This is a genomic window from Pseudomonas sp. GW821-FHT07B01 (assembly GCF_059419065.1).
In genome coordinates this window covers 51795-77155 of record NZ_JBWKRA010000012.1, presented here as the reverse complement: position 1 = coordinate 77155, position 25361 = coordinate 51795, and the positions used below count along the sequence as shown (strand labels likewise).

The following is a 25361-nucleotide window of genomic DNA, read 5'->3' as shown; positions in this document are numbered from 1 at the left end:
TCGGTTAATCAGGCAAACCGAGGCGATGCCATCGCGGGCAAGCCCGGCTCCCACAGAAAGCAGTTATTCGAGTACAACCAGGCGATTGGGCAGTTCGTTGCGGGTTTGGGTAACGGGCACATGCACCTTGAGCAACTCGCCACAGGCTTCAACGCAGGCGATGAACCCGGCCAGCGTCTGCCCCTGTTTAACTTGCTGGGTAAACGCCTGGACAATGGCGTCCCAATTGCTGTCATCCAGGCGCTTGGAAATCCCCTCATCCACCAGGATCTCCACATAACGCTCAGCCTCGCTGACAAAAATCAGCACCCCGGTGCTGCCCACCGTGTGGTGCAGGTTCTGCTCCAGAAACTGCCGCCGCGCCAGGTTGGACGCACGCCAGTGGCGTACCGAACGCGGGATCAGCCGAGTAGTGACCTTGGGCAAGCGGAACACCAGGCACAGCACAATGAACGTCGCCCACTGCGCCACCAGCAAGGTGTACATGGTCAGGTAACCCGACAGGTAATGCACCACGCCCGGTACCACCAACGCGATCAAGCTCGCCCACAGTAACGGAATGTAGGCGTAGTCGTCGGCGCGCGCCGCCAGCACGGTGACCAACTCCGCGTCGGTGGTTTTCTCGACCCGGGCGATCGCTTCGGCGACTTGGCGCTGCTCGTGTTCAGTCAGTAATGCCATGGTTGTAGATGCTCTATTCTCGTTATTGTCATTACCAACTGCCCGAAGCCCCGCCACCGCCAAAACCACCGCCGCCGCCGCGGAAACCACCGCCACCGCCGCCGCCACCACCGCGCCCGCTGCTGTTGAGAATCGCCAGCAGGATAGCGCCTACCGGCAAGCCCATGCGATTGCACAGCCACAGCACGCCGATCAGCAGAATAAACAGGCCGATGGAAAACCCGGGATTATCCATGGCGAAGTTCGCATCCGCCACATGGGCCGGCACCGCCAAGGGCTCACCGCCCACCACCTGGATCATCGCGGCCACGCCGTCGCTGATGCCCTGGCTGAAATTGCCGACCTTGAACTTGGGCAGGATCACCTGGTTGATGATCACCCAGGATTGCGCATCCGTCAGCACGCCTTCCAGGCCATAGCCGACTTCGATGCGCAATTGGCGGTCATCACGGGAGACGATCAACAGCGCGCCGTTGTCCTTGCCCTTCTGGCCAATGCCCCACTGGCGGCCCAATTGATAACCGTAATCCTCAATAGGCACGCCTTGCAGGTCGGGCACGGTGACCACCACCAGCTGGTCGCCCGAGGTCTGCTCCAGCGCCTGCAATTGCTGGGTCAGTTGCTCGCGCACCGCCGGGTCGATCATCTGCGCGCTGTCCACCACCCGCCCGGTCAGCGCCGGGAAGCTCAGTGCCGCCTGGGCCACGCCCACGCAGGCCAACAGCCACAGCGCCAGGCCTATCCGTAATAAACGCATCGACACCTCAGTGCAGCCTTATTTGAACTTCACTTGCGGCGCTTTATCGGCATCGGCGCTGGTGGCTTCAAACGTGGCGCGGATCGGCAAATCGCTGTACATCACGCTGTGCCACAGGCGGCCCGGGAAGGTGCGGATCTCGGTGTTGTAAGCCTGTACGGCCTGGATAAAGTCACGGCGAGACACAGCGATACGGTTCTCGGTGCCTTCAAGTTGCGATTGCAAGGCCAGGAAGTTCTGGTTGGCCTTCAGGTCCGGGTAACGTTCGGACACCACCATCAAACGGCTGAGTGCGCCGCTCAGGCCATCCTGGGCTTGCTGGAACTGCTTGAGCTTCTCGGGGTTGTCCAGGGTACTGGCATCCACCTGGATCGAGGTGGCCTTGGCCCGCGCTTCAATCACCGCGGTGAGGGTTTCCTGTTCGTGGGCGGCATACGCCTTCACCGTTTCCACCAGGTTGGGGATCAGGTCGGCACGGCGTTGATACTGGTTCTGCACCTGGCCCCAGGCGGCCTTGGCCTGTTCGTCCAGGGTCGGGATGTTGTTGATGCCGCAACCGCTCAGCACGCTGCTGATCAGTAACAGCGCCGCAGCCTTGAAGCCCCAGCGATAAGTGTGTGCTGCTTGCATAGTGTTTCTCCTGCCCGATCTGATGGAATGTGACGACTAACCCTATAAACCACGCGCTTGGGGCATAATCCGCCACCACTGGAATGCTTCGAGCCAATCAGCTACAAAGATGCCCAGCGCGAAAAAGAGTTCAGAGTGTGCTGCATTTATCTGAACAACACCCGAACAACAATAGACGTTCCCCACATTTTGGCCGACAGCATCTCTCTGAATGCTGCGCAATAGCCGAAAAAGGATATTCATGAAAAAGCTGTGTTTGCTCGGCCTTGTTGCCACTCTGGCCACTCACCCCGTCTGGGCAGAAACAAAGCCTGCTGCGCTTAACGACAAGGACGCCTTCGTCAGCGACCTGCTCAAGCAAATGACCCTGGATGAGAAGATCGGCCAATTGCGCCTGATCAGTATCGGCCCGGAAATGCCCCGCGAGCTGATCCGCAAGGAAATCGCCGCCGGCCGCATCGGTGGCACGTTCAACTCCATCACCCGCCCGGAAAACCGTCCGATGCAGGACGCGGCCATGCGCAGCCGCTTGAAGATCCCGATGTTCTTCGCCTACGACGTGATCCACGGCCACCGCACCATTTTCCCGATCAGCCTGGCCCTGGCTTCCAGCTGGGACATGGACGCCATTGGCCGCTCCGGGCGCATCGCCGCCCAGGAAGCCGCCGCCGACAGCCTCGACATCACGTTTGCACCAATGGTCGATATCTCCCGCGACCCGCGCTGGGGCCGCACTTCAGAAGGTTTCGGTGAAGACACCTACCTGGTGTCACGCATTGCCGAAGTCATGGTCAAGGCGTTCCAGGGCACCAGCCCCGCAAATGCCGACAGCCTAATGGCCAGCGTCAAGCACTTTGCCCTCTATGGCGCGGTGGAAGGCGGGCGCGACTACAACGTGGTCGACATGAGCCCGGTCAAGATGTACCAGGACTATCTGCCGCCCTACCACGCAGCGATCAAGGCTGGCTCCGGCGGCGTGATGGTGGCGCTCAACTCGATCAACGGCGTGCCCGCCACTGCCAACACCTGGCTGATGAACGACCTGCTGCGCAAGGACTGGGGCTTCAAGGGCCTGACCGTCAGCGACCACGGCGCGATCTTCGAGCTGATCAAGCACGGCGTGGCCAAAGACGGGCGTGAAGCCGCCAAGCTGGCGATCAAGGCCGGCATCGACATGAGCATGAACGACTCGCTGTACGGCAAGGAATTGCCGGGGCTGCTCAAGTCCGGCGAGATCCAGCAGAGCGACATCGACAACGCCGTGCGCGAAGTGCTCGGTGCCAAGTACGACATGGGCCTGTTCAAGGACCCGTACCTGCGCATCGGCAAGGCCGAGGATGACCCGGTCGACACCTACGCTGACAGCCGCCTGCACCGCGCCGAGGCCCGCGACATTGCGCGCCGCAGCCTGGTGTTGCTCAAGAACCACAACGACACCCTGCCGCTGAAAAAATCCGCGACCATTGCCCTGGTCGGCCCGCTGGCCAAGGCACCCATCGACATGATGGGCAGTTGGGCTGCTGCCGGCCGGCCTGCGCAGTCGGTGACCCTGCTCGACGGCATGAACGCCGTGATCGGCGAAAAAGGCAAAGTGATCTATGCCCGTGGCGCCAACATCACCGGCGACAAAGCGGTGCTCGACTACCTCAACTTCCTCAACTTCGATGCCCCGGAAGTGGTGGATGACCCGCGCCCTGCCCAGGTGCTGATTGATGAAGCGGTGAAGGCGGCGAACAACGCCGACGTCATCGTCGCGGCGGTGGGCGAGTCCCGTGGCATGTCCCACGAATCGTCGAGCCGTACCGACCTGAACATCCCGCAAAGCCAGCGCGACTTGATCAAGGCCCTCAAAGCCACCGGCAAACCGCTGGTGCTGGTGTTGATGAACGGCCGTCCGCTGTCGATTCTCGAAGAGAACCAACAGGCCGATGCCATCCTGGAAACCTGGTTCGCAGGTACCGAAGGCGGCAACGCCATCGCCGATGTACTGTTCGGCGACTACAACCCGTCGGGCAAACTGCCGATCACCTTCCCTCGTTCGGTGGGGCAGATTCCAACTTACTACAACCACCTGACCGTAGGCCGGCCATTCACCCCAGGCAAGCCGGGCAACTACACCTCGCAGTACTTCGATGACACCACCGGTCCCCTGTTTCCGTTTGGCTATGGCCTGAGCTACACCACGTTCAGCCTGTCGGACATGGCGCTGTCGTCCACCACGCTGAACAAGACCGGCAAGCTCGACGCCAGCGTCACCGTGAAGAACACTGGCAAGGTCGATGGCGAAACGGTTGTGCAGTTGTATATCCAGGACGTGGCCGGTTCGATGATCCGCCCGATCAAGGAGCTAAAGCACTTCCAGAAGGTCATGCTCAAGGCTGGCGAAGCGCGTACGCTGCACTTCACCCTCACCGAGGACGACCTGAAGTTCTATAACACCCAGCTCAAGTACGCAGCCGAACCGGGTGAGTTCAATGTACAGATCGGGTTGGATTCCCAGGATGTGCAGCAGCAAACCTTCGAACTGCTCTGATCTGAAGCTGTAAACACGGTCGCTGTGGGAGCTGGCTTTTGTGGGAGCTGGCTTGCCTGCGATACAGGCACCTCGGTTTGTCAGGTGTACCGAGGTGATGCTATCGCAGGCAAGCCAGCTCCCACAGTTGATTGAGTTGGCCCGACTAGCCGCGCCGATCCAGCAGGTTCACCACCAACCGATCAATCCAGCCCCACACCCGCTGCTTTACCCGCCGCCACAATGGCCGCGCCTTCCATGCCTCCAGACTCACCGCCTGGCTCTGGGCAAAGTCCGCTTCGAAACTGCCCACCACCGCCGCCGTCAATTCCGGGTCCAGCGCTTCAAGATTGGCTTCCAGGTTAAAGCGCAAATTCCAGTGGTCGAAATTGCACGAGCCAATGCTCACCCAATCGTCCACCAGCACCATCTTCAGGTGCAGGAAGCACGGCTGGTATTCGAAGATCTGCACCCCTGAACGCAGCAGACGCGGGTAATAACGGTGCCCGGCGTAACGCACCGACGGGTGATCGGTGCGCGGGCCGGTGAGCAACAGACGCACGTCCACACCGCGCCCTGCCGCCCGGCGCAAGGCACGGCGCACGCTCCAGGTGGGCAGGAAGTATGGGGTCGCCAGCCAGATACGCCCCTTGCTGCTGTTCAAAGCACGAATCAACGATTGCAGGATGTCACGGTGCTGACGCGCATCGGCATACGCCACGCGGCCCAGCCCCGGCTCGGTGGCGGGCACCTTGGGCAAGCGAGGCAAACCAAAGTGGGTAGCCGGTTTCCACTCACGGCGCGCGGCGTTAGCGTGCCATTGCCGGTCGAACAGGGCCTGCCAGTCCAGCACCAGCGGGCCGCTGATCTGCACCATCACTTCATGCCAGTCGGCGGTGTCTTGCCCCGGCGTCCAGAACTCGTCGGTGACACCGGTGCCGCCGACCACCGCAATGCGCTGGTCGATCAGCAGTAGCTTTCGATGGTCGCGATACAGGTTGCGCATCCAGCGCCGCCAATTCAGGCGGTTGTAAAAGCGCAGCGCCACGCCGGCATCGGTCAAGCGCTTGCGCAACCCCAAGGTAAACGCCAGGCTGCCGTAATCGTCAAACAGACAACGCACCTGCACGCCGCGTTCGGCGGCCAGCACCAGTGCCTGCACCATGGCCTCGGCGCAGGCACCGGCTTCGACCAGGTACAACTCAAGGTCAACCTGCTGCTCAGCCCGGGCGATGCCCACCAGCATCTGCGGGAAGAAATTCGGCCCGTCGATCAGCAATTCGAACTGATTGGCGCTGCGCCACGGGAACACCGCGCCGCTCATGTCAGCGCGCCGTGAAGATCAGCACCGCACCCACCGGCACCGACAAACTGATCGACTTGAGCCCTGCCGCCTTACGCAAGGTAGCCACACCGGGCGCCAAGTCGAAATCTTCGGCATGCAGCACCACGGGCTCCAGGGTTACCACCTGGAAACGCCGCTCATCCAGGCGCGTGGCCAGCAGTTCGGCGCTGTAGGTCTGGGTCTTGCCGTGCAGCGTGACGCTCAAGGGCAGGCGCAATTCCAACTGCGCGCCGGACGCCAGGTCATTGATGGGCTGCAGATTGATCTGTGCGCTAATCTGCGCTTCGGGGAAAGTCTTGATCTCGAACAGCTCTTTACGCATGCGCTCGTCGCGCAGCGGGATGCCGCTGTTGATTGAGTCCAGCTCCACTTCCAGCCGAGCCGCACCTTTGGCGTCGACCTTGCCATGCAATACCAGGAAGCGCTGGACTTCAGCCACTTCGGTATTTTTAGTGGTGACGAAGGACAGGCGTGAGGATTCGTTATCCAGGTACCAGTCGGCGTGGGCGGGCACGGCAGCAAAGGCCAGCAGCGCGAAGACCAGAGGTTTGACATTGAACATAAAGACTCATGGGGCAAAAAACCTGGGCGAACCTTAAGCGCAATCTCACAACCGGCGCAAATTCAAATGTGGGAGCTGGCTTGCTGTGGCGAGGGAGCTTGCTCCCGTTCGACAGCGCAGCTGGAGCCGGCTCTTTGGGGGCGCTACGCACCCCAGCGGGAGCAAGCTCCCTCGCCACAAAGCCAGCTCCCACAGGGTTTTTGCTGTGTTTTCAAACCAGCGTTCGCTGCACTTCGCAGATCGTTTCTTCAAGGCTGCCCATATGCAAATTCAACACTCGCTCCACCGGCGCCTGATGCATTGGCCAATGCAGCGCCATGCTCCCCACCAGGCGGCCATTGGCGCGCACCGGCAGCGCCACCGCCCGGATCAGGAACGGCAAACGCACAGGATATTCCCAATAGCCCTCGGTACGCTGGCCAAAGCCCTGGTGCTGGGTTTGCTCGCATGCGCGATAGTGCTCGTCTGCCGCCACATGATTACGGCCTGCCAGGCGATTTACTTCTTCGGCCGGCAATTGCGTCAAGCAGGCTTTGCCCATCGCGGAATGGAACAGGCTGGCATACTGGCCGACGATCTGGCAGTTGTTCGGGTACAGCTTGCGCAACACGCGGGGGATCGCGCTCTCCATGACCTCCAGGCGCTCACCATCGAAACACGACAAGTCCACCACCAGCCCGGTGCGCTCGCTGAGCTCCAGCAACCAGGGCGCGGCGCTCTCCACCACCTGGCGCTTGAAGCGTTGCTGGGTATCGCCGAACAAGCGCCGGGCACGCAGGCGGTAACGCCGATCGCTCAGGCCGCGGTAGACCCACCCCTGTTCCTGCAAGGTCAGCAACATGCGCGACACCGTGGCCTTGGGCAGCTGCGTGAGGTAGTGCAGTTCTTCCAGCCCCAGGGCTTGGTGCTCGCCCAGCAACTCGACGATTGCCAGAGCGCGCTCAACCGAGCGTACGGTGCCTGTCTCCATGTTCGATCTCCCTGTTGCCGGTGGATGATCTTTTTTCACAGCAAGATACAGGCCCGGTCAGCGCTCAACGGGTCGTTGCAAGGCACGCCGGTGGCCGGCGTTGTACCCATTGGGTCAGTTGTTCATGGGCATAGGCCAATTGCAGTACGGCCCTGTCGGCCTGGGCCGGGCCGATGATTTGCAGGCCCATGGGCAAGCCCTGGGGGTTGAAGCCCACCGGGATGCTCATGCTCGGCAAACCGGCGAGGGTCGGGCCGATCACCACCTCCATCCAGCGGTGATAAGTGTCCATTTCACGCCCGCCGACGAGGCGCGGCCAAGGCTGTTGTGCATCGAAAGGGAACACCTGGGCGGTGGGCAACAGCAGGAAATCGTAACGTTCGAACAGCTTGCCCAAAGCGCGGTACCACTCACTGCGGTCCACCGACGCCTGGTAAACCTGCTGGGCACTCAAGCCCTGGCCGCCCTCCACTTCCCATTGCGCTTCGGGCTTGAGCAACGCGCGTTTTTGCGGGTTGGCGTAGGCCGCGCCGAGGTTGCCGTGCACCAGCCAATGGCGGTGTACCAACCAGCAGCGCCACAGGCGCGCCATGGAAAAGTCCGGTTGGCAGCTGTGCACTTCACAGCCCAACCTGGCGAAATCATCCAGCGCCGCTTCGCACAGGCTCATCACGCCATCATCCATCGGCAGATAACCGTTGTAGTCCCCCAGCCAACCGAGGCGCACGCCCTTGAAGTCGCGCAGCAACGGCTGGCCCAGCACCGCCGGATCGGCCTGGGATGACAGCGGCGTGCGGGGGTCGTAACCGGCCTGGATGCTCAGCAACCGCGCCACATCCGTCACGCTGCGCCCCATCGGGCCTTCGGTGCCCAGTTGCTGCACAAACAGTTCCGGCATCGGCCCGTGGGGCACCCGTCCTTGGGAGGGGCGCAAGCCGAACACGTTGTTGAACGCCGCCGGGTTGCGCAGCGAACCCATCATGTCGCTACCGTCGGCCACCGGCAGCATGCGTAGCGCCAGGGCCACCGCCGCTCCGCCACTGCTACCGCCGGCCGCCAGGCGCGGGTCATAGGCGTTGCCGGTGGTACCGAACAGCGTGTTGTAGGTGTGGGAGCCCAGGCCGAACTCCGGCACGTTGGTCTTGCCGATGATGATCGCGCCACTGGCCCGCACCCGCGCCACGCTGATGGCGTCCTCGCCCGGCACATGCTCGGCGAACAGCGGTGAGCCCAGGGTGGTGCGCAAGCCCCGGGTGGCCGCCAGGTCCTTGATGGCCTGGGGCATGCCATGCATCCAGCCACGGGAGTGGCCCTGGTCCAACTCACGATCGCACGCCCTCGCCTCGGCCAGCACGGCCTCGCTGTCGCGCAACGACACCAGCGCATTCACGCCAGGGTTAAAGCGCTGAACCTGTGCCAGGTACGCCTGCATCACCTCTTCGCACGACACCTGCCGCCCATGAACGGCCCGCGACAGCTCAGTGGCATCCCAATCAACAATACTCAAGGCTTCACCTCTCTGGAAAACGGCAGCGGCTTGCTCGCACGGGGTGCCTCGCGCATGCAGTAAGTGCCCAGCAGCGTCAGCACGCACGCAAACAATACATAGAACGAGGGCGCCACCGGCGTGCCCAGCACCTTGCTCAGCCAGGTCACGATCAACGGCGCGAAACCACCGAACACCATCACTGCCACGTTATAGGCCACCGACACGCCGGTCGAGCGCACCTCGATAGGGAACTGCTCGGCCAATGCCGTCGGCGCTGGCCCGAAGAACCCGCCAATCGCCGTACACAACATCACCTGCATCACCAGCAGGCGCTCGATGGACGGCGCGGCGGCCACCCACACATACAACGGGTAGACCATCACGAAGAACGCCAGGGTGAAGGCCATCAACACCGGTCGCCGTCCCAATCGATCCGAGAGCAGGCCGGACAACGGAATCACCACGGTCATCAGCGCCACCGCAAACATCTGCACCATCAGCACCTGGTCCAGCGGGAGGCCGAGATTCTTGTGGGCGAAGGTCGGCATGTTCACCAGCACCACATAGAACGACACCGTCGCGCCGCAGGCCAGCCCCATCGACACCAGAATACTGCGCCGATGCTCACGCAGCACTTGCATGAGGCTCGGCGCCGGGCCAGTGGCTTGCTTGCGCGCTTCGATGAACTCTTCCGGGTCTTCCATGTGCCGACGAATCCACAACCCCACCGGGCCGATCAACAAGCCCAGCACAAACGGCAGGCGCCAGCCCCACAGGTCGAGGGTTTCGGGCGAAAAGAAATGCGTGACCAACGCCACCATCGCCGCCCCGCCGAACACCGCCAGGCATTGCCCTACCAATTGCCAGGAGCCATACAAGCCCTTGCGATGGGCCGGTGCGCTCTCTACCAAAAACGCCGTGGCACTCGCGTACTCACCGCCCGTTGCAAAGCCCTGCAGCATGCGCGCCACTACGATCAACAACGGCGCACCCATGCCAATGGCGGCGTAGCTCGGCGCGAAGGCGATCAACGCGATGGACACGGTCATCAGCCGGATAATCAACTGCATCGCCGCCTTGCGGCCTTTGCGGTCGGCGTAGATGCCCAAGAGGATGCCGCCCACCGGGCGCATGAAAAAGCCCACGCCGAAGGTGGCCAGGGCCATCAGCAGCGAGGCGTATTCGTCCTCCGAGGGGAAGAACTGCCGGGCGATGATACTGGCGAGAAAGCCGTAGACGATGAAGTCATACCATTCCAACGCGTTGCCAATCACCGCCGCCACCACTTGGCGGGTGCGCGAAACACCAGGTTTTGCAGTCTGCATGAGGAACACTCCATTCAACCGATCAGGGAAAGGGTCCAGCGGCAGAAAAAAGAGGTCGTCAGGCCGGCTTGAGCCAGCTCTCGGCCAGCGCGCCCCAGTAGGCTGCGCCGGTCAGCAGGATGTCGTCGTTGAAGTCATAGGCGGGGTTGTGCACCATCGGCCGCGACACGCCGTTGCCGATAAACAGATAACTGCCTGGGCAGCGTTGCAGCATCCAGGCGAAGTCTTCGCTGCCCATCAGCGTGCGGGTGTTGCCGTCCACGGCGTCGGCACCGAGCAAGGCCACGCCGACCTGACGGGCGAATTCGGTTTCTTCGGCGTGGTTGACCAGCACCGGGTAGGCCGGGCGGTGTTCGACCTGCACGGTGCAGCCGAAGCTGGCGGCCTGGGTCTGGATGATCGCGTTGACCCGTTCCAGCATTTGTTCACGCACCTTGGGGTTGAGTGCGCGCAGGCTCAGGCGCAATAACGCTTGCTGGGGAATCACGTTGGCCGCCTGGCCGGCCTGCAAGGCGCCGACGGTGACCACGGCGGCTTCCTGGGTATCGATATTGCGCGCCACCACCGTTTGCAGAGCCATGACCATGCTGGCTGCCGCCACCAGTGGATCGATAGTGAGGTGTGGCATGGAGCCGTGGCCACCGACACCTTCGAGGGTCACGGTAAGCAAATCCTGGGACGCCATCATCGGGCCAACTCTCAAGCCCAGATGCCCCGCCGGCAAACCCGGCATATTGTGCATGCCGAACAACCCATCACAGGGAAAACGCTCCAGCAGTCCATCCGCCAACATCGCCTCGGCACCGCCCTGGCCTTCTTCGGCGGGTTGGAAAACCAGGTTCAAAGTACCGTCGAATTGCCGCGTCGCCGCCAAGTAACGCGCGGCACCGAGCAACATGGTGGTGTGGCCGTCATGGCCGCAGGCGTGCATGCAGCCGGCATGTTGGCTGGTGTAGGCCGCGCCGGTATTTTCGATGATGGGCAAGGCGTCCATGTCGGCGCGAATCCCCAACGTGCGCGAGCTGTTGCCATTGCGCAACACAGCGACCACACCGGTCCTGCCGATGCCGGTGTGCACCTCGTAACCCCACTCCTTGAGTGACTGTGCGACCAGCGCTGAGGTGCGGTTCTCTTCAAAGCCGAGTTCGGGGTGGGCGTGGATATCGTGACGCACAGCGTGCAAGTCGCTGGCAACGTCACTGAGCCAATCCAGGATGTGCTGGTGCGGGCGCATGGTGATTCTCCTCACAGGCGGGTGGTCCCGTTCTTGTTGGCGACACATCGACAGCTAAGCGCGATGTGCGCGTGAGGACAATCAAAGGTGGTTCCACCCTGTGGAACCTCAGGGCCGGTTCTTTTTCCGAGAACCCACGCAGATAATCTAAATGTAGGAGCGGGCTTGCCTGCGATGGCGGCGGCAGGCACCAGTGATGTTGACTGACCTGGCGCTATCGCAGGCAAGCCAGCTCCCACAGAGGAATGAGTGTGTCAGGGAGTCAGGCGGCAGCCTTGGCGGTTGCCTATCCATCGCGCTGTATGCGTACGCCCCAACCCACTCGCCGTTACTTCACTGCGCTCAGGCGTGTCGATAAACGCACTGATGGGCACGTACTGCTTCACATACCCCAGGCAATATTGCGCCGGGTTGTTGGCCACATACCGGCACGAGCAGTACTCCTTGGCGGTGTACGCCGCGATGATGTCGGGGAAGGCTTGCAGGTTAACGCGCTCATGCCAAACCCATCCCGACAGTGCAAAGAACAACACCAGTAAAACGCTGATGAACGGATGGCGTCGAATCATGAGCGCACCGCCGCCAGCACGCGTTTGAGCAGTTCGTTATGCCGGTAACTACCATCCCGATCATCGCCGTAACGCACGATCACCAAGTGTTCATCGGGCAGCACAAACAGCGCCTGGCCCCAGTGCCCCAGCGCGGCGAAGGTAGTGGCCGGTGCGTCGGGCCAGGGTTGGGGGGCGCCGGTGTTGAGCCACCAATGGCCGCCCGGCACAGCTTCATCCTGGCCGGCTTTGTAGCGGTCGAAGGGCCGGCGGTTGAAGGCGACCCAGTCCTTGGGCAGCAGTTGCCGCTCGCCCCAGCGTCCATCCCGCGCCATCAGTAACCCTACTCGTGCCAGATCGCGGGCTGTGAGATAGGCATAGGACGACGCGACAAACGTTTCATCGGCATCGGTTTCCCAGGTTGCGTCGCGAATGCCCAGGGGCTGGAACAGCGCGTCCCACGGGTAGGTCATGTAGGCCTTGTGGCCGAGCATGCCCTTGAGCGCGACGGACAGGATAGTGCTGTCGCCACTGGAATAACGGAAAGCCTGACCTGGGGCGGCGGCGGCCTCGGTATCAGCCGCGAATTGCGCCATGTCGGTGTGGCCACGGGTGTAGAGCATCGCCACCACCGAAGATTTCAACGGGGCGTACTCGTAGTCTTCCTGCCAGTCCAACCCGGAGGCCCAGTGCAGCAGGTCAGCCATGCTCACCTTGGGGTGCTGCTTCATCGGCGGGTAGAAACGTGCGGCGGGGTCGTTGAGTTTGAAGCGGCCTTGCCCATAGGCCACGCCCAGCACGGTAGCCATCAGGCTTTTGCTGACAGACCAGGTCAGGTGCGGTGTGCTGGCAGTGGTGGGTGCGGCGTAGCGTTCATAGATGATTTCGCCATCCCGAATGACCAGCAACGCGTCGGTGCGAATACCGTTGCGGGTGGCATCGTCACGGGGTGGGAAAGCGTAGGCGTTCAGGGCATCGACAGCAGGACTGGAGAGGGCTGTGCCCACGGCCCACTCCTTTTCAGGCCAGATTTCAGCGAGAGCATTCACGGTGACAAACAGCAGGGCAACGCACAACAGGCCTCGGACCATGGACGCAAACTCAAGGGGGCATTCAAGCCCGCGAGCCTAGCTCACGCCAGTGACAGATTTGCGACAAGGGGGCTGTCATCCAACCGTCACCGTAACTTCATGGCGCTGACACCGAGGCTACATAGCCTGACTTTGGACAACAAAGTCGACTGGCCGCAACCTGGCCGGCACCCGGAGACTCGCTATGACTCAGATCGCCCGCATCAGCGACAAAGGCAATGAACGCCGTCTGCAAGCCGAACGCCTGGTAGGCGCACAGGCATTGCAGGAAGCCCAGGCCCTGCGGTTCAACGTGTTCAGCGGCGAGTTCAACGCCAAGCTGAAAGGCGCGGAACTGGGTCTGGACATGGATGACTATGATGTTCACTGCAGCCATATCGGCGTGCGGGATTTGAACAGCGGTCGACTCGTCGCCACCACCCGTCTGCTCGACCACCAGGCCGCCAGCACCCTGGGCCGGTTCTACAGCGAAGAAGAATTCAGCCTGCATGGCCTGCTGCACTTGCAGGGCCCGATTCTGGAGATTGGCCGCACCTGCGTCGACCCGGCCTATCGCAATGGCGGCACCATCGCGGTGTTGTGGGGCGAGTTGGCCGAGGTACTCAACCAGGGTGGCTACAGCTACCTGATGGGCTGCGCAAGCATCCCGATGCACGACGGCGGCATCCAGGCCCACGCGATCATGCAGCGCTTGCGCGAGCGCTACCTGTGCAACGAACACCTGCGCGCCGAACCGAAAAAACCGCTGCCGGCCCTGGACTTGCCGTCCAACGTCATCGCCGAAATGCCGCCGCTGCTCAAGGCCTACATGCGCCTGGGCGCGAAGATCTGCGGCGAGCCGTGCTGGGATGAAGACTTCCAGGTAGCAGACGTGTTTATCCTGCTCAAGCGCGACGAGTTGTGCCCGCGTTACGCGCGCCACTTCAAGGCGGCCATGTGATGAACCGCCTGCGCATTTACGGGCGCATCGCCCGCGTGCTGTTGGTGGTGGGGCTGGGGTTGAGCATGGCCAGTGTGTTCGGCCTGTTCGAGCGCCTGGGCGTGGCTAACTCGATGGTGCGGCGCCAGCGTTGGTCGCGCTTCTTCATGGCACGACTGACCAACGCCCTGCCCTTTCGCGTGACGGTGCATGGCGAGTTGCCGCAAACGCCGATGCTGTGGGTGAGCAATCATGTGTCCTGGACGGATATCCCGTTGCTGGGCATGGTGGCGCCGATGTCGTTTTTGTCCAAGGCCGAAGTACGTACCTGGCCGGTGGCGGGCTGGCTGGCGGCCAAGGCTGGCAGCCTGTTTATTCGTCGCGGTTCAGGTGACAGCCAACTGATTCGCAAGCAGATGACCCGTCATCTGGAACAACAGCACCCCTTGCTGATGTTCCCCGAAGGCACCACCACCGACGGTCGCGGCCTGCGCACGTTCCACGGGCGCTTGCTGGCCAGCGCGATCGATGCGGATGTGTCGCTGCAGCCGGTGGCGATTCGGTATCTGCGCGACGGCCAGGTCGACCCGCTGGCCCCCTTTATTGGCGATGATGATTTGCTCTCGCACCTGATGCGCTTGTTTTCCAATGACCAGGGCGAGGTAGAGATTCATGTGCTCAAGCCGATTGCCTGCACTGGGCAGGAACGTGCGGCGTTGGCGTATCAGGCGCAGCAAGCGGTGCAGAAGGCGCTGTTCGGCCCGGTGCCGGAAACCGAGCAAGTGGCCGCTCGGCCTGCATTCGCAGCCTGACGCAATGTGAACTCAATCCAAATGTGGGAGCTGGCTTGCCTGCGATGGCGGTGGGTCAGCCATAACATTCTCAACCGGTATGCCGCTATCGCCGGCAAGCCAGCTCCCACATTCAGATCTCATGTAGTCAGGTGAGATTGTGCAAATTTCTGCAGCTCTGGGTAGAACAGTCGAAAGTCGCCACTCAGGGGTTCATACAAAACCCGCAACTCCTGCATCGCGTACCCCAGTTCCTCAGGCTGTGTCAGCCGCCGCGAAATCCCGCGCAACACCTGCTCCATCACCGCAAACTCGCGGTACGAGCCCAACCAATCATCCGCTGCCATATACGGCGCAATCTGCGCCAGCCGCCCCGGTAACGCGGGTTCAGCCGCCAACACCTGATACACCTGGGACGTGAAACGCTCCAGAGGCTGGTCGGCATACAGCGCCCAATCCCGCGCCAGGCAATGGTCAAAAAACACATCGAGGACGATCCCGGCATAGCGCCTGCGGGTCAGACTGAAGCGCGACAAGGCCTCGCCCACCAGCGGATGGCTATCGGTAAAGCGGTCGATGGAGCGATGCAACTGGATCGCCGCTTCGATTTGCGGGCTGAACTGGCCCTGCAGGCGGCCTTTGACGAAGTCACCATAAAGGCTACCCAGCAATTGCGCAGGAAGTTGGCCGCCCAGGTGCAGATGTGCGAGATAATTCATGCCGCGCAGTCTACCACTGCCACCAATATATCGTTATAACCCGATATACCGATTCGACCTGGCCTCAGATCAAAATCATATTGGTATATCGGGATATTACGATTTAAAGTTCGCCTCATCGCGATATAACGCTTTACGACACCGAGCACCCTGCCATGTCCATCGACCTCGACGAAATAATAAAAGCCCTGGCGCACCCAGTACGACGAGACATCCTCACCTGGCTCAAAGACCCGAAAGTGCAGTTCCCCGAGCAATTGCACAACCACGAATACGGCATCTGCGCCGGGCAGATCGACCAGCGCTGCGGCTTGTCCCAGTCGACGGTGTCGGCGCACCTGGCCACCTTGCAACGGGCGGGTCTGATCAGCAGCCAGAAGGCTGGACAGTGGCACTTTTTCAAGCGCAATGAGGAAGTGATCCAAGCCTTTCTCACTGCGCTCATTACCGAACTCAGCGCACCGTAATCATCAAGGACACGCCCATGCCACTCTCGCTACTCATACTGGCCCTGAGCGCCTTCGCCATCGGCACCACCGAGTTCGTCATCATGGGCCTGCTGCCCGATGTGGCGGCGGACCTGGGTGTGTCGATTCCCGGCGCCGGCTGGCTGGTCACCGGCTACGCCCTGGGCGTGGCCATCGGCGCACCGTTCATGGCACTGGCCACCGCCAGGCTGCCACGCAAGGCGGCGCTGGTAGCGTTGATGGGTATTTTCATTATCGGCAATCTGCTCTGTGCCCTGGCAAGCGACTACAACGTGCTGATGTTTGCCCGTGTGGTCACAGCGTTGTGCCACGGTGCCTTCTTCGGGATTGGCTCGGTGGTGGCGGCCAACCTGGTGCCGGCCAACAAACGTGCGTCGGCGGTGGCGCTGATGTTCACCGGGTTGACCCTGGCGAACGTGCTGGGCGTGCCCCTGGGTACGGCGCTGGGCCAGGAAGCCGGCTGGCGCTCGACCTTCTGGGCCGTGACCGTGATTGGCGTGATTGCCTTGATCGGCCTTATTCGCTTCCTGCCCGCCAAGCGTGACGAAGAAAAACTCGACATGCGCGCCGAACTGGCCGCCCTCAAGGGTGCTGGTATCTGGTTGTCGCTGAGCATGACTGCGCTTTTTGCCGCGTCCATGTTTACCCTCTTTACCTACGTCGCGCCGCTGCTGGGCGATGTCACTGGCGTGTCGCCCAAAGGCGTGACCTGGACCCTGCTGCTGATCGGCCTGGGCCTCACCGTGGGCAACATCATCGGCGGCAAGCTGGCGGACAAACGCCTGGCGGCCACCTTGATCGGCGTGTTCATCAGCATGGCGGTGGTGTCCACGGTGCTGAGCTGGACCAGCATTGCGGTGATACCGACTGAAATCACCCTGTTCCTGTGGGCCACTGCCTCGTTCGCCGCCGTGCCGGCGCTGCAAATCAACGTGGTGACCTTCGGCAAGGCCGCGCCGAACCTGGTGTCCACCTTGAACATCGGGGCCTTCAACATTGGCAACGCCCTTGGCGCCTGGGTCGGCGGCAGCGTGATTGCCCACGGCTTCGGCCTGACCAGCGTGCCGCTGGCGGCCGCCGCACTGGCGATTCTCGCGCTGCTGGTGACCCTGATCACTTTCCGTCAGGGCGCCAATGCCGACCTGGCCCCCGCGACCCACTGATCAACTTGAAAGAGAAGGTGTTTTTCCCATGACGACTATTTTCGATCCGATCACACTGGGCGACCTGCAACTGTCGAACCGCATCATCATGGCGCCGCTGACCCGCTGCCGTGCTGATGCCGGCCGCGTGCCCAATGCGCTGATGGCCGAGTACTACGTGCAACGCGCCTCCGCCGGGCTGATCCTCAGCGAAGCCACTTCCGTGACACCGATGGGCGTGGGCTACCCGGACACCCCCGGCATCTGGTCCAACGACCAGGTGCGCGGCTGGGCCAACATTACCAAGGCCGTGCACGGCGCGGGCGGCAAGATCTTTCTGCAGTTGTGGCACGTCGGCCGGATTTCCCACGAGTCCTACCTGAACGGCGAAACTCCGGTGGCCCCGAGTGCAGTCCAGGCTAAAGGCCACGTCAGCCTGGTTCGCCCGCTGGCCGACTACCCTACCCCGCGCGCCCTGGAAACCGCTGAAATCGCCGACATCGTCGACGCTTACCGCACCGGCGCCGAGAACGCCAAGGCCGCCGGTTTCGACGGCGTGGAAATCCACGGCGCCAACGGCTACCTGCTCGACCAGTTCCTGCAAAGCAGCACCAACCAGCGCACCGACCAGTACGGCGGTTCCCTGGAAAACCGTGCGCGCCTGTTGCTGGAAGTCACCGACGCCGCCATCGAAGTCTGGGGCGCCGGCCGCGTGGGGGTGCACCTGGCACCGCGTGCTGACGCGCATGACATGGGTGACGACAACCTCGCCGAGACCTTCACCTACGTCGCCAGCGAACTGGGCAAGCGCGGCATCGCCTTCATCTGCTCCCGCGAAAAAGAAGGTGCGGATAGCCTCGGCCCACAGCTGAAAAAAGCCTTCGGCGGCGTATACATCGCCAACGAACGCTTCACCAAAGACAGCGCCAATGCCTGGCTGGCGGCGGGCAAGGCGGATGCAGTGGCCTTTGGTATTCCTTTCATCGCCAACCCGGACCTGCCGGCGCGACTGAAGGCCGATGCGCCGTTGAACGAGCCTCACCCTGAGACCTTCTATGGCAAAGGCCCGGTGGGTTACATCGACTACCCGACGCTGCCGATCTAACCTAACCCGCAAACCCAATGCTGTAGGAGCGAGCTTGCTCGCGAGAAACTAACAGGCGCCGCGTTCACTCAGGAAGCACGCGTTATCGTTGAAGTTTTTCGCGAGCAAGCTCGCTCCTACAGTGTCAGGAGCAAGTCCCCTCCCACATTTGTGCCTGTCTGTAGCCCCCCTGGAAACATCGCTTCACAGAACGGCAACAATATCGCTACAAAATACTTAGCCGGCTACCTATCAACCGCCCGCCAGGCCGTATATAAAGTCACCCCACAAATCAGCCAAAGGACGATTGACCATCCTTAGGCTTTACTGTTGACACAACGGGTTGCAATTACGCATTTTGTTTCAATTGCGCAGGCTGGGGCTCAGGCGCAGCATGTCCAGCCCTATGTCAGCCCAGCGCTCGGCGTCCTGGTGCAGTTCAAAGCTATCGGGGACCAGCAGCCACTGGCCGATCAAACCGTGGATGAAGGCATGTATGCAGACAGCCCCACGGGTGGTGTCAAGATTTTCAGGCAGTTGCCCGCGATTGACCGCGTTACGCAACGTCAGGCTGATACGCAGGTTGCATTCCAGGCTGTGGGTCTGGCGTTGGCGGCGCATGTCGCACATTTCATCGGTGAACTCGCACTTATGAAACAGAATCTCGTTGATGCGCCGGGTTTTCGGGTCCAGAGCCACTTCGTGGTAGAGATGAATCAGCAGCTTGCGCATACAGCCGAGCGGGTCGGCTTCATCCTCGCTTTCACTCGCCCGGGCCAGTTCGTCCAGCGGTTCGTGCAGCGTGTCGAGCAGGGCCTGGAGCAAATCGGACTTATTGCTGAAATGCCAATAGATAGCCCCGCGCGTCACCCCTGCCAGCGCGGCGATGTCCGCCAGGGTGGTGCGCGCCACGCCACGCTCATAAAAGGCTTGCTCGGCGGCTTGGAGAATCTGGCTGCGCGTTTCCTGAGCTTCCTCTTTGGTGCGACGAACCATGGCAGTAAAACCTCAATCAGGACACTGTGGATGGTACTTGACCATCATCTGAATAATTGTGGGACGACGCCGTCATGGGCGCCGAACGTACTAGAATCGAGGCTTGCAGCGGTGCTTTGTCAGCATTGCGCGAAGCCTGTCAAGAGTTTACAAACAACCATGAACGTAAGTATATTGCGTAGCAAGCTACTTATCCACTCACGGCTTGTTTTTTACCCTTCCACACTTCTTGTGCGCACTTTGCGCGCCTGACCCGAGGATCTTCATGCAACTTAAGCCAGCTGTTACCGCTCTGGTCACTGCCGTCGCCCTGGCATCGCTGCTCAGCGGATGTAAAAAGGAAGAAGCGGCACCGCCCGCTCAAACCCCTCAGGTCGGCGTGGTCACCATTCAACCGCAAGCCTATACCCTGACCACCGAGCTGCCAGGCCGCACCACGGCCTTCCGCATTGCGGAAGTTCGGCCGCAGGTCAACGGCATCATTCTCAAGCGCCTGTTCAAGGAAGGCGCCGACGTGAAGGAAGGGCAACAGCTCTACCAGATCGACCCGTCGGTGTATGAAGCCACGCTCAAAAGCGCACAGGCGAGCCTGACCCAGACCAAGTCCATCACCGATCGCTACAAGCAACTGGTCGATGAACAAGCCGTCAGCCGTCAGGAATACGACACTGCCGTCGCCAACCGCATGACTGCCGAGGCAAACGTGCAAACCGCCCAGATCAACGTGCGCTACACCAAGGTGTACGCGCCGATCTCCGGGCGTATTGGCCGTTCTTCGGTCACCGAAGGCGCACTGGTCAGCAATGGCCAGGCCGACGCCATGGCGGTGATCCAGCAACTGGACCCGATCTACGTCGACGTCACGCAATCTTCAGCTGAAATGCTCAAGCTGCGTCGCGATCTGGCCAGTGGCCAACTGGAAAAAGCCGGCGACAACGCTGCCAAGGTCAAGCTGACCCTGGAAGACGGCACGGCCTACGCCCAGGACGGCAAGCTGGAGTTCTCCGAAGTGTCGGTCGACCAGACCACCGGTTCCGTGACCCTGCGTGCCGTGTTCCCCAACCCTGACCACGTGCTGCTGCCGGGCATGTTCGTACACGCCCAGTTGCTGGCCGGTGTGAACAGCAAGGCCATCCTGGCTCCGCAACAAGGCGTGACCCGTGACCTGCGCGGCATTCCGACGGCGCTGATCGTGAACAAGGACAACAAGGTCGAGCAACGCGAACTGGTTGCCAACCGTACCGCCGGTGCCTACTGGCTGGTGGAAAAAGGCCTCAATGCCGGTGATCGCGTCATCACCGAAGGCTTGCAGTACGTCAAGCCAGGCGCCGAGGTGAAGGTCACGGAAGCCTCCAACGCTAAACCCGCCGGTACTGCCGCAGCGCCTGCTGCCGCTGCTGGTCAAGGGGAGTAATCCATGTCGAAATTTTTTATCGACCGTCCCATTTTCGCCTGGGTAATTGCCCTGGTGATCATGCTGGTCGGGGCACTCTCGATCCTGAAGTTGCCCATCAACCAATACCCGGCCATTGCGCCAACGGCCATTGATATCCAGGTGACCTACCCAGGTGCTTCCGCACAAACCGTGCAGGACACCGTGGTGCAGGTGATCGAGCAACAGCTCAACGGTATCGACAACCTGCGTTATGTCTCCTCGGACAGTAACTCCGACGGCAGCATGACCATCACCGTGACGTTCAACCAGGGTACCAACCCGGATATCGCCCAGGTCCAGGTACAGAACAAGCTGAACCTGGCCACCCCACTGCTGCCGCAAGAAGTGCAGCAACAGGGTATCCGTGTGACCAAGTCGGTGAAGAACTTCCTGATGGTGATCGGTCTGGTGTCGGAAGACGGCAGCATGACCAAGGACGACCTCTCCAACTACATCGTGTCCAACATCCAGGACCCGATCTCCCGTACCGCGGGGGTGGGTGACTTCCAGGTGTTCGGTTCGCAGTACGCCATGCGTATCTGGCTCGACCCGGCCAAACTGAACAACTACCAGCTAACGCCAGTGGACGTCAGCAATGCCATCAAGGCCCAGAACGTGCAGGTGGCCACCGGCCAACTGGGCGGCCTGCCTGCCCTGCCCGGCACCCAGCTGAACGCCACGATCATCGGCAAGACGCGCCTGCAAAGCACCGAGGAATTCGCCAAGATTCTGATGAAGGTGAACACCGACGGCTCCCAGGTTCGCCTGGGTGACGTCGCGCGCATCGAACTGGGCGGCCAGAACTACAGCATCAGTGCACAGTTCAACGGCAAGCCGGCTTCGGGTATGGCGATCAAGCTGGCGGCCGGTGCCAACGCACTGGACACTGGCAAGGCCATCCGCGAAACAGTCAAGTCCCTGGAGCCGTTCTTCCCGCCAGGCATGAAGGCGGTGGTGCCGTATGACACCACGCCGGTCGTGACCGAATCGATCTCCGGTGTGGTTCACACCCTGGTCGAAGCGATCGTGCTGGTGTTCCTGGTGATGTTCCTGTTCCTGCAGAACTTCCGCGCCACCATCATCACCACCATGACCGTACCGGTGGTATTGCTGGGTACCTTCGGGATCCTGGCGGCGTGCGGCTTCACCATCAACACCTTGACCATGTTTGGCATGATCCTGGCCATCGGTTTGCTGGTGGACGATGCCATCGTGGTAGTGGAAAACGTCGAACGGGTAATGGCCGAGGAGCACCTGTCGCCCAAGGAAGCAACGATCAAGTCCATGGGCCAGATCCAGGGCGCCCTGGTGGGTATTGCCCTGGTACTCTCGGCGGTACTGCTGCCGATGGCATTCTTCGGTGGTTCCACCGGTGTGATCTACCGGCAGTTCTCCATCACCATCGTTTCGGCGATGGCGTTGTCGGTGCTGGTTGCCCTGATCTTCACCCCGGCTTTGTGCGCCACCATGCTCAAGCCGATTGATCCGGAAAAACACGGCCAGCCCAAGCGCGGCTTCTTCGGCTGGTTCAACCGCACCTTCGACCGTGGCGTACTCAAGTACGAGCGCGGCGTGGGCGGCATGATCAAGCACAAGATCCCGGCATTCCTGGTGTACGCGCTGATCCTGGCCGGCATGATCTGGATGTTCACCCGTATTCCAAGCGCGTTCCTGCCTGAGGAAGACCAGGGTGTGATCTTCGCCCAGGTGCAGACACCGGTCGGTGCTTCGGCTGAGCGCACGCAGAAAGTCGTCGACGACATGCGCGCCTTCCTGCTGAACGACAAGGAAGGCGAGCCAGGCGAAGGCAAGGCGGTGAAGTCGGTGTTTACCGTGAACGGCTTCAACTTCGCCGGTCGTGGCCAGAGCTCCGGGCTTGCGTTCGTGATGCTCAAGCCGTGGGATGAGCGTGATTCGAGCCAGTCGGTGTTCGAAGTGGCCAAGCGTGCCCAGGGTTACTTCTTCGGGGCCTTCAAGGACGCCATGGTTTTCGCCATCGTGCCGCCTTCGGTGCTGGAGCTGGGTAACGCCACCGGTTTCGACGTGTTCCTGCAAGACCAGGGTGGCGTCGGCCACGACAAGCTGATGGCTGCACGTAACCAGTTCCTGGGCGCTGCGGCACAAAGCAAGGTGCTGGCCGGCGTGCGCCCTAACGGCGTGAACGATGAGCCGCAGTACGAGCTGACCGTTGACGACGAGAAGGCCAGTGCCCAAGGCATCAGCCTCGCCGATATCCAGCAGACCCTGGCCATTGCCTTGGGTGGTAGCTACATCAACGACTTCATCGACCGTGGTCGCGTGAAGAAGGTGTATGTACAAGGTGACGCCGCCAGCCGGATGTCGCCCGAAGACCTGGACAAATGGTACGTGCGCAGCAACGACGGGAAAATGGTGCCGCTGTCGGCCATCTCGTCGGGCAAGTGGATCTACGGTTCGCCCAAGCTTTCGCGATACAACGGTGTAGCGGCGATGGAAATCCTCGGTACCCCGGCACCGGGCTACAGTACCGGTGATGCGATGGCCGAAGTCGAACGCATTGCCAAAGAACTGCCGGCCGGTATCGGTTATGCCTGGACAGGCCTGTCGTACGAAGAACGCCTTTCCGGTTCCCAGGCGCCAGCGCTGTACGCACTGTCGCTGCTGGTTGTGTTCCTGTGCCTGGCAGCACTGTACGAAAGCTGGTCTATTCCGATCGCGGTGATTCTGGTTGTACCTTTGGGTGTGATCGGTGCGTTGATCGCCACCAGCATGCGCGGCTTGTCCAACGACGTGTTCTTCCAGGTGGGCCTGTTGGTGACGGTGGGCCTGGCGGCGAAAAACGCCATCCTTATCGTTGAGTTCGCCAAGGAACTGCACGAGCAAGGCAAAGGCATTGTCGAGGCGGCTATCGAAGCGTCCCGCATGCGTCTGCGCCCGATCATCATGACCTCGTTGGCGTTCATGCTCGGCGTATTGCCGCTGGCGATCTCCACGGGCGCCGGCTCAGGCAGCCAGCATGCGATCGGTACCGGCGTGATCGGCGGTATGATCACGGCCACTGTTCTGGCGATCTTCTGGGTCCCGCTGTTCTACGCAACGGTATCCGCCGCTGGCGAACGCAAAAAGAAAGACACTACTGAAACTCCTAAAGAGGCTGGCCAATGAGCAAGTCGCTACTTTCCCTAGCCGTCACCGCATTCGTGCTCAGTGGCTGCTCGCTGATACCTGACTATCAGCGCCCCGATGCGCCGGTGGCCGCGCAGTTCCCGCAGGGGCCGGCGTATTCGTCGGCCCAGGCGCCGAGCCAGGCCGCTGCCGAGCAAGGCTGGAAGCAGTTTTTCCATGACCCTGCCCTGCAACAGCTGATCCAGACCGCGTTGGTGAACAACCGTGACCTGCGTGTCGCGGCGCTGAACATCGACGCCTATGCAGCGCAATATCAAATCCAGCGTGCCGACCTGTTCCCGGCCGTGTCGGCCACCGGTAACGGCAGCCGTTCGCGCACCCCGGCCAAGTTGTCGCAGACCGGCGAATCGACCATCGCCAGCCAGTACTCGGCGGGCCTTGGGATCAGCTCTTATGAGCTGGACCTGTTCGGTCGCGTGCGCAGCCTCAGTGAAGAAGCGCTGCAGAAGTACTTCGCCACTGAAGAAGCACGTCGCAGCACCCAAATCAGCCTGGTGGCCAGCGTGGCGAATGCCTACCTGACCTGGCAGGCCGACAAGGAGCTGCTCAAGTTGACCCAGGACACCCTGGCCGCGTTCGAGCAAAGCTACAAGCTCACCTCGCGCAGCAATGAAGTCGGCGTGGCCTCGGCCCTCGACCTCAGCCAGGCACGCACCTCGGTGGAAAACGCTCGTGTGCAACTGGCCCGTTACACCCGCCAGGTGGCCCAGGACGAAAACAGCCTGACCCTGCTGCTGGGCACCGGCCTGCCGGCGAATATCGCCAGCAAACCGCTGTCCGATGACCTGCTCAGCGAAGTGCCTGCCGGGTTGCCCTCGGACCTGCTGCAACGTCGCCCAGACATCGTGCAAGCCGAGTACAACCTCAAGGCCGCCAACGCCAACATCGGCGCGGCCCGTGCGGCGTTCTTCCCGAGCATCAGCCTGACCGCCAGCGCCGGTACTGCCAGCCCTACCCTGGGTGGCCTGTTCAAAGGCGGTTCGGGTACTTGGGCGTTTGCCCCGCAGATCAACATCCCGATCTTCAACGCCGGTAGCCTGCGCGCAAGCCTGGACTACTCGAAGATCCAGAAAGAGATCAACGTGGCCAACTATGAGAAGGCCATCCAGACCGGCTTCCAGGAAGTCTCCGACGGCTTGGCCGCGCGTGCGACCTACAAGCAGCAACTGGATGCCCAACGCGGCTTCGTCGAGGCTAACCAGGATTACTACCGCCTGGCCGAGCGTCGCTACCGCATTGGTGTCGACAGCAACCTGACCTTCCTCGACGCCCAGCGCCAACTGTTCAGTGCCCAACAATCGCTGATCACCGATCGCCTGGCGCAGCTCACCAGCGAGGTCAACCTGTACAAGGCCCTCGGCGGTGGCTGGAACGAGCAGACTGCGAAGAACGAGCCATTGAAAGAAGAAGCACCGCCGTTGAAGTTGTTCTGATAGCGCGGGTGTGAAAACCGCTTCCCTCACCGGAAGCGGTTTTTT

Annotated in this window: 22 protein-coding genes; 9 read left to right on the top strand and 13 right to left on the bottom strand. The window is 61.6% G+C overall.

Going from position 1 to position 25361, the window contains the following annotated elements; genetic code table 11:
* Positions 1-63 precede the first annotated feature (63 nt).
* Genes AC07S6_RS15190 through AC07S6_RS15180 form a run of 3 tightly spaced genes read right to left on the bottom strand, consistent with a single transcriptional unit; the run spans position 64 to position 2068 of the window.
* Entirely contained in the window at positions 64-681 is a 618-nt protein-coding gene (locus AC07S6_RS15190; protein ID WP_044272726.1) for a TPM domain-containing protein, read from the bottom strand.
* A 31-nt stretch (positions 682-712) separates the two neighbouring features.
* Positions 713-1438 (bottom strand): TPM domain-containing protein, encoded by a 726-nt coding sequence (locus tag AC07S6_RS15185; RefSeq protein ID WP_495112569.1) that lies wholly within the window; start codon positions 1436-1438, stop codon positions 713-715.
* Between the two features lie 18 nt (positions 1439-1456).
* Positions 1457-2068: a LemA family protein gene (locus tag AC07S6_RS15180; protein WP_014717327.1), complete on the bottom strand. Its 612-nt coding sequence runs from the start codon at positions 2066-2068 to the stop codon at positions 1457-1459.
* Between the two features lie 241 nt (positions 2069-2309).
* Here AC07S6_RS15180 and bglX point away from each other — a divergent pair, with 241 nt between their 5' ends.
* A complete protein-coding gene (gene bglX, locus AC07S6_RS15175) occupies positions 2310-4601 on the top strand; it encodes a beta-glucosidase BglX (RefSeq protein ID WP_495112568.1) in 2292 nt (763 codons plus the stop codon).
* Between the two features lie 145 nt (positions 4602-4746).
* On the opposite strand, the gene AC07S6_RS15170 is transcribed toward bglX, so the two are convergent.
* From AC07S6_RS15170 to AC07S6_RS15135, 8 genes are all read right to left on the bottom strand, one after another.
* A complete protein-coding gene (locus AC07S6_RS15170; RefSeq protein WP_495112567.1) occupies positions 4747-5904 on the bottom strand; it encodes a phospholipase D-like domain-containing protein in 1158 nt (385 codons plus the stop codon).
* A 1-nt stretch (position 5905) separates the two neighbouring features.
* Complete coding sequence (locus tag AC07S6_RS15165; RefSeq protein WP_495112566.1) at positions 5906-6487, bottom strand: YceI family protein; 582 nt, start codon at positions 6485-6487, stop codon at positions 5906-5908.
* Positions 6488-6698: 211 nt separating this feature from the next.
* A complete protein-coding gene (locus AC07S6_RS15160) occupies positions 6699-7457 on the bottom strand; it encodes a helix-turn-helix domain-containing protein (protein WP_495112565.1) in 759 nt (252 codons plus the stop codon).
* Positions 7458-7521: 64 nt separating this feature from the next.
* Positions 7522-8964: an amidase gene (locus AC07S6_RS15155; protein ID WP_495112564.1), complete on the bottom strand. Its 1443-nt coding sequence runs from the start codon at positions 8962-8964 to the stop codon at positions 7522-7524.
* Positions 8961-10271 carry a citrate-proton symporter gene (locus tag AC07S6_RS15150; RefSeq protein ID WP_098952492.1) on the bottom strand — a complete coding sequence of 437 codons (1311 nt, stop codon included), beginning with the start codon at positions 10269-10271 and terminating at the stop codon, positions 8961-8963. The genes AC07S6_RS15155 and AC07S6_RS15150 overlap by 4 nt, the downstream gene beginning before the upstream one ends.
* A 58-nt stretch (positions 10272-10329) precedes the next feature.
* Positions 10330-11505, bottom strand: coding sequence for a M20 aminoacylase family protein (locus tag AC07S6_RS15145; RefSeq protein ID WP_495112563.1), 1176 nt, complete (start codon positions 11503-11505; stop codon positions 10330-10332).
* Positions 11506-11759: 254 nt separating this feature from the next.
* Positions 11760-12074, bottom strand: a complete 315-nt coding sequence (locus tag AC07S6_RS15140; RefSeq protein ID WP_495112562.1) for an amidase — start codon at positions 12072-12074, stop codon at positions 11760-11762.
* Positions 12071-13144 (bottom strand): serine hydrolase domain-containing protein, encoded by a 1074-nt coding sequence (locus AC07S6_RS15135; protein ID WP_495112561.1) that lies wholly within the window; start codon positions 13142-13144, stop codon positions 12071-12073. Before AC07S6_RS15135 ends, AC07S6_RS15140 begins: the two co-directional genes overlap by 4 nt.
* A gap of 184 nt (positions 13145-13328) precedes the next feature.
* Between AC07S6_RS15135 and olsB the strand changes: the two genes are divergently transcribed.
* Both olsB and AC07S6_RS15125 read left to right on the top strand, forming a co-directional pair.
* Complete coding sequence (gene olsB, locus AC07S6_RS15130) at positions 13329-14084, top strand: L-ornithine N(alpha)-acyltransferase (protein WP_003189352.1); 756 nt, start codon at positions 13329-13331, stop codon at positions 14082-14084.
* Positions 14084-14875 (top strand): lysophospholipid acyltransferase family protein, encoded by a 792-nt coding sequence (locus AC07S6_RS15125; protein WP_495112560.1) that lies wholly within the window; start codon positions 14084-14086, stop codon positions 14873-14875. The genes olsB and AC07S6_RS15125 overlap by 1 nt, the downstream gene beginning before the upstream one ends.
* Positions 14876-14994: 119 nt before the next feature.
* On the opposite strand, the gene AC07S6_RS15120 is transcribed toward AC07S6_RS15125, so the two are convergent.
* Positions 14995-15573 carry an acyl carrier protein phosphodiesterase gene (locus AC07S6_RS15120; protein WP_197880244.1) on the bottom strand — a complete coding sequence of 193 codons (579 nt, stop codon included), beginning with the start codon at positions 15571-15573 and terminating at the stop codon, positions 14995-14997.
* 155 nt (positions 15574-15728) lie between these two features.
* Between AC07S6_RS15120 and AC07S6_RS15115 the strand changes: the two genes are divergently transcribed.
* From AC07S6_RS15115 to AC07S6_RS15105, 3 genes are read left to right on the top strand one after another with little or no spacing between them, the layout of a single operon-like run.
* Entirely contained in the window at positions 15729-16040 is a 312-nt protein-coding gene (locus AC07S6_RS15115) for an ArsR/SmtB family transcription factor (protein WP_003189349.1), read from the top strand.
* Between the two features lie 17 nt (positions 16041-16057).
* Positions 16058-17224 (top strand): MFS transporter, encoded by a 1167-nt coding sequence (locus AC07S6_RS15110; RefSeq protein WP_197880245.1) that lies wholly within the window; start codon positions 16058-16060, stop codon positions 17222-17224.
* 28 nt (positions 17225-17252) lie between these two features.
* Positions 17253-18308 carry an alkene reductase gene (locus AC07S6_RS15105; protein WP_197880246.1) on the top strand — a complete coding sequence of 352 codons (1056 nt, stop codon included), beginning with the start codon at positions 17253-17255 and terminating at the stop codon, positions 18306-18308.
* 342 nt (positions 18309-18650) lie between these two features.
* On the opposite strand, the gene AC07S6_RS15100 is transcribed toward AC07S6_RS15105, so the two are convergent.
* Positions 18651-19283, bottom strand: coding sequence for a TetR family transcriptional regulator (locus AC07S6_RS15100; protein WP_014717304.1), 633 nt, complete (start codon positions 19281-19283; stop codon positions 18651-18653).
* Between the two features lie 265 nt (positions 19284-19548).
* Between AC07S6_RS15100 and AC07S6_RS15095 the strand changes: the two genes are divergently transcribed.
* From AC07S6_RS15095 to adeC, 3 genes are read left to right on the top strand one after another with little or no spacing between them, the layout of a single operon-like run.
* Positions 19549-20697, top strand: a complete 1149-nt coding sequence (locus tag AC07S6_RS15095) for an efflux RND transporter periplasmic adaptor subunit (protein ID WP_034125974.1) — start codon at positions 19549-19551, stop codon at positions 20695-20697.
* Between the two features lie 3 nt (positions 20698-20700).
* Positions 20701-23862, top strand: a complete 3162-nt coding sequence (locus AC07S6_RS15090; protein WP_057975640.1) for an efflux RND transporter permease subunit — start codon at positions 20701-20703, stop codon at positions 23860-23862.
* Positions 23859-25316, top strand: coding sequence for an AdeC/AdeK/OprM family multidrug efflux complex outer membrane factor (gene adeC / locus AC07S6_RS15085; protein WP_495112559.1), 1458 nt, complete (start codon positions 23859-23861; stop codon positions 25314-25316). The genes AC07S6_RS15090 and adeC overlap by 4 nt, the downstream gene beginning before the upstream one ends.
* The last annotated feature ends 45 nt before the right edge of the window (positions 25317-25361 follow it).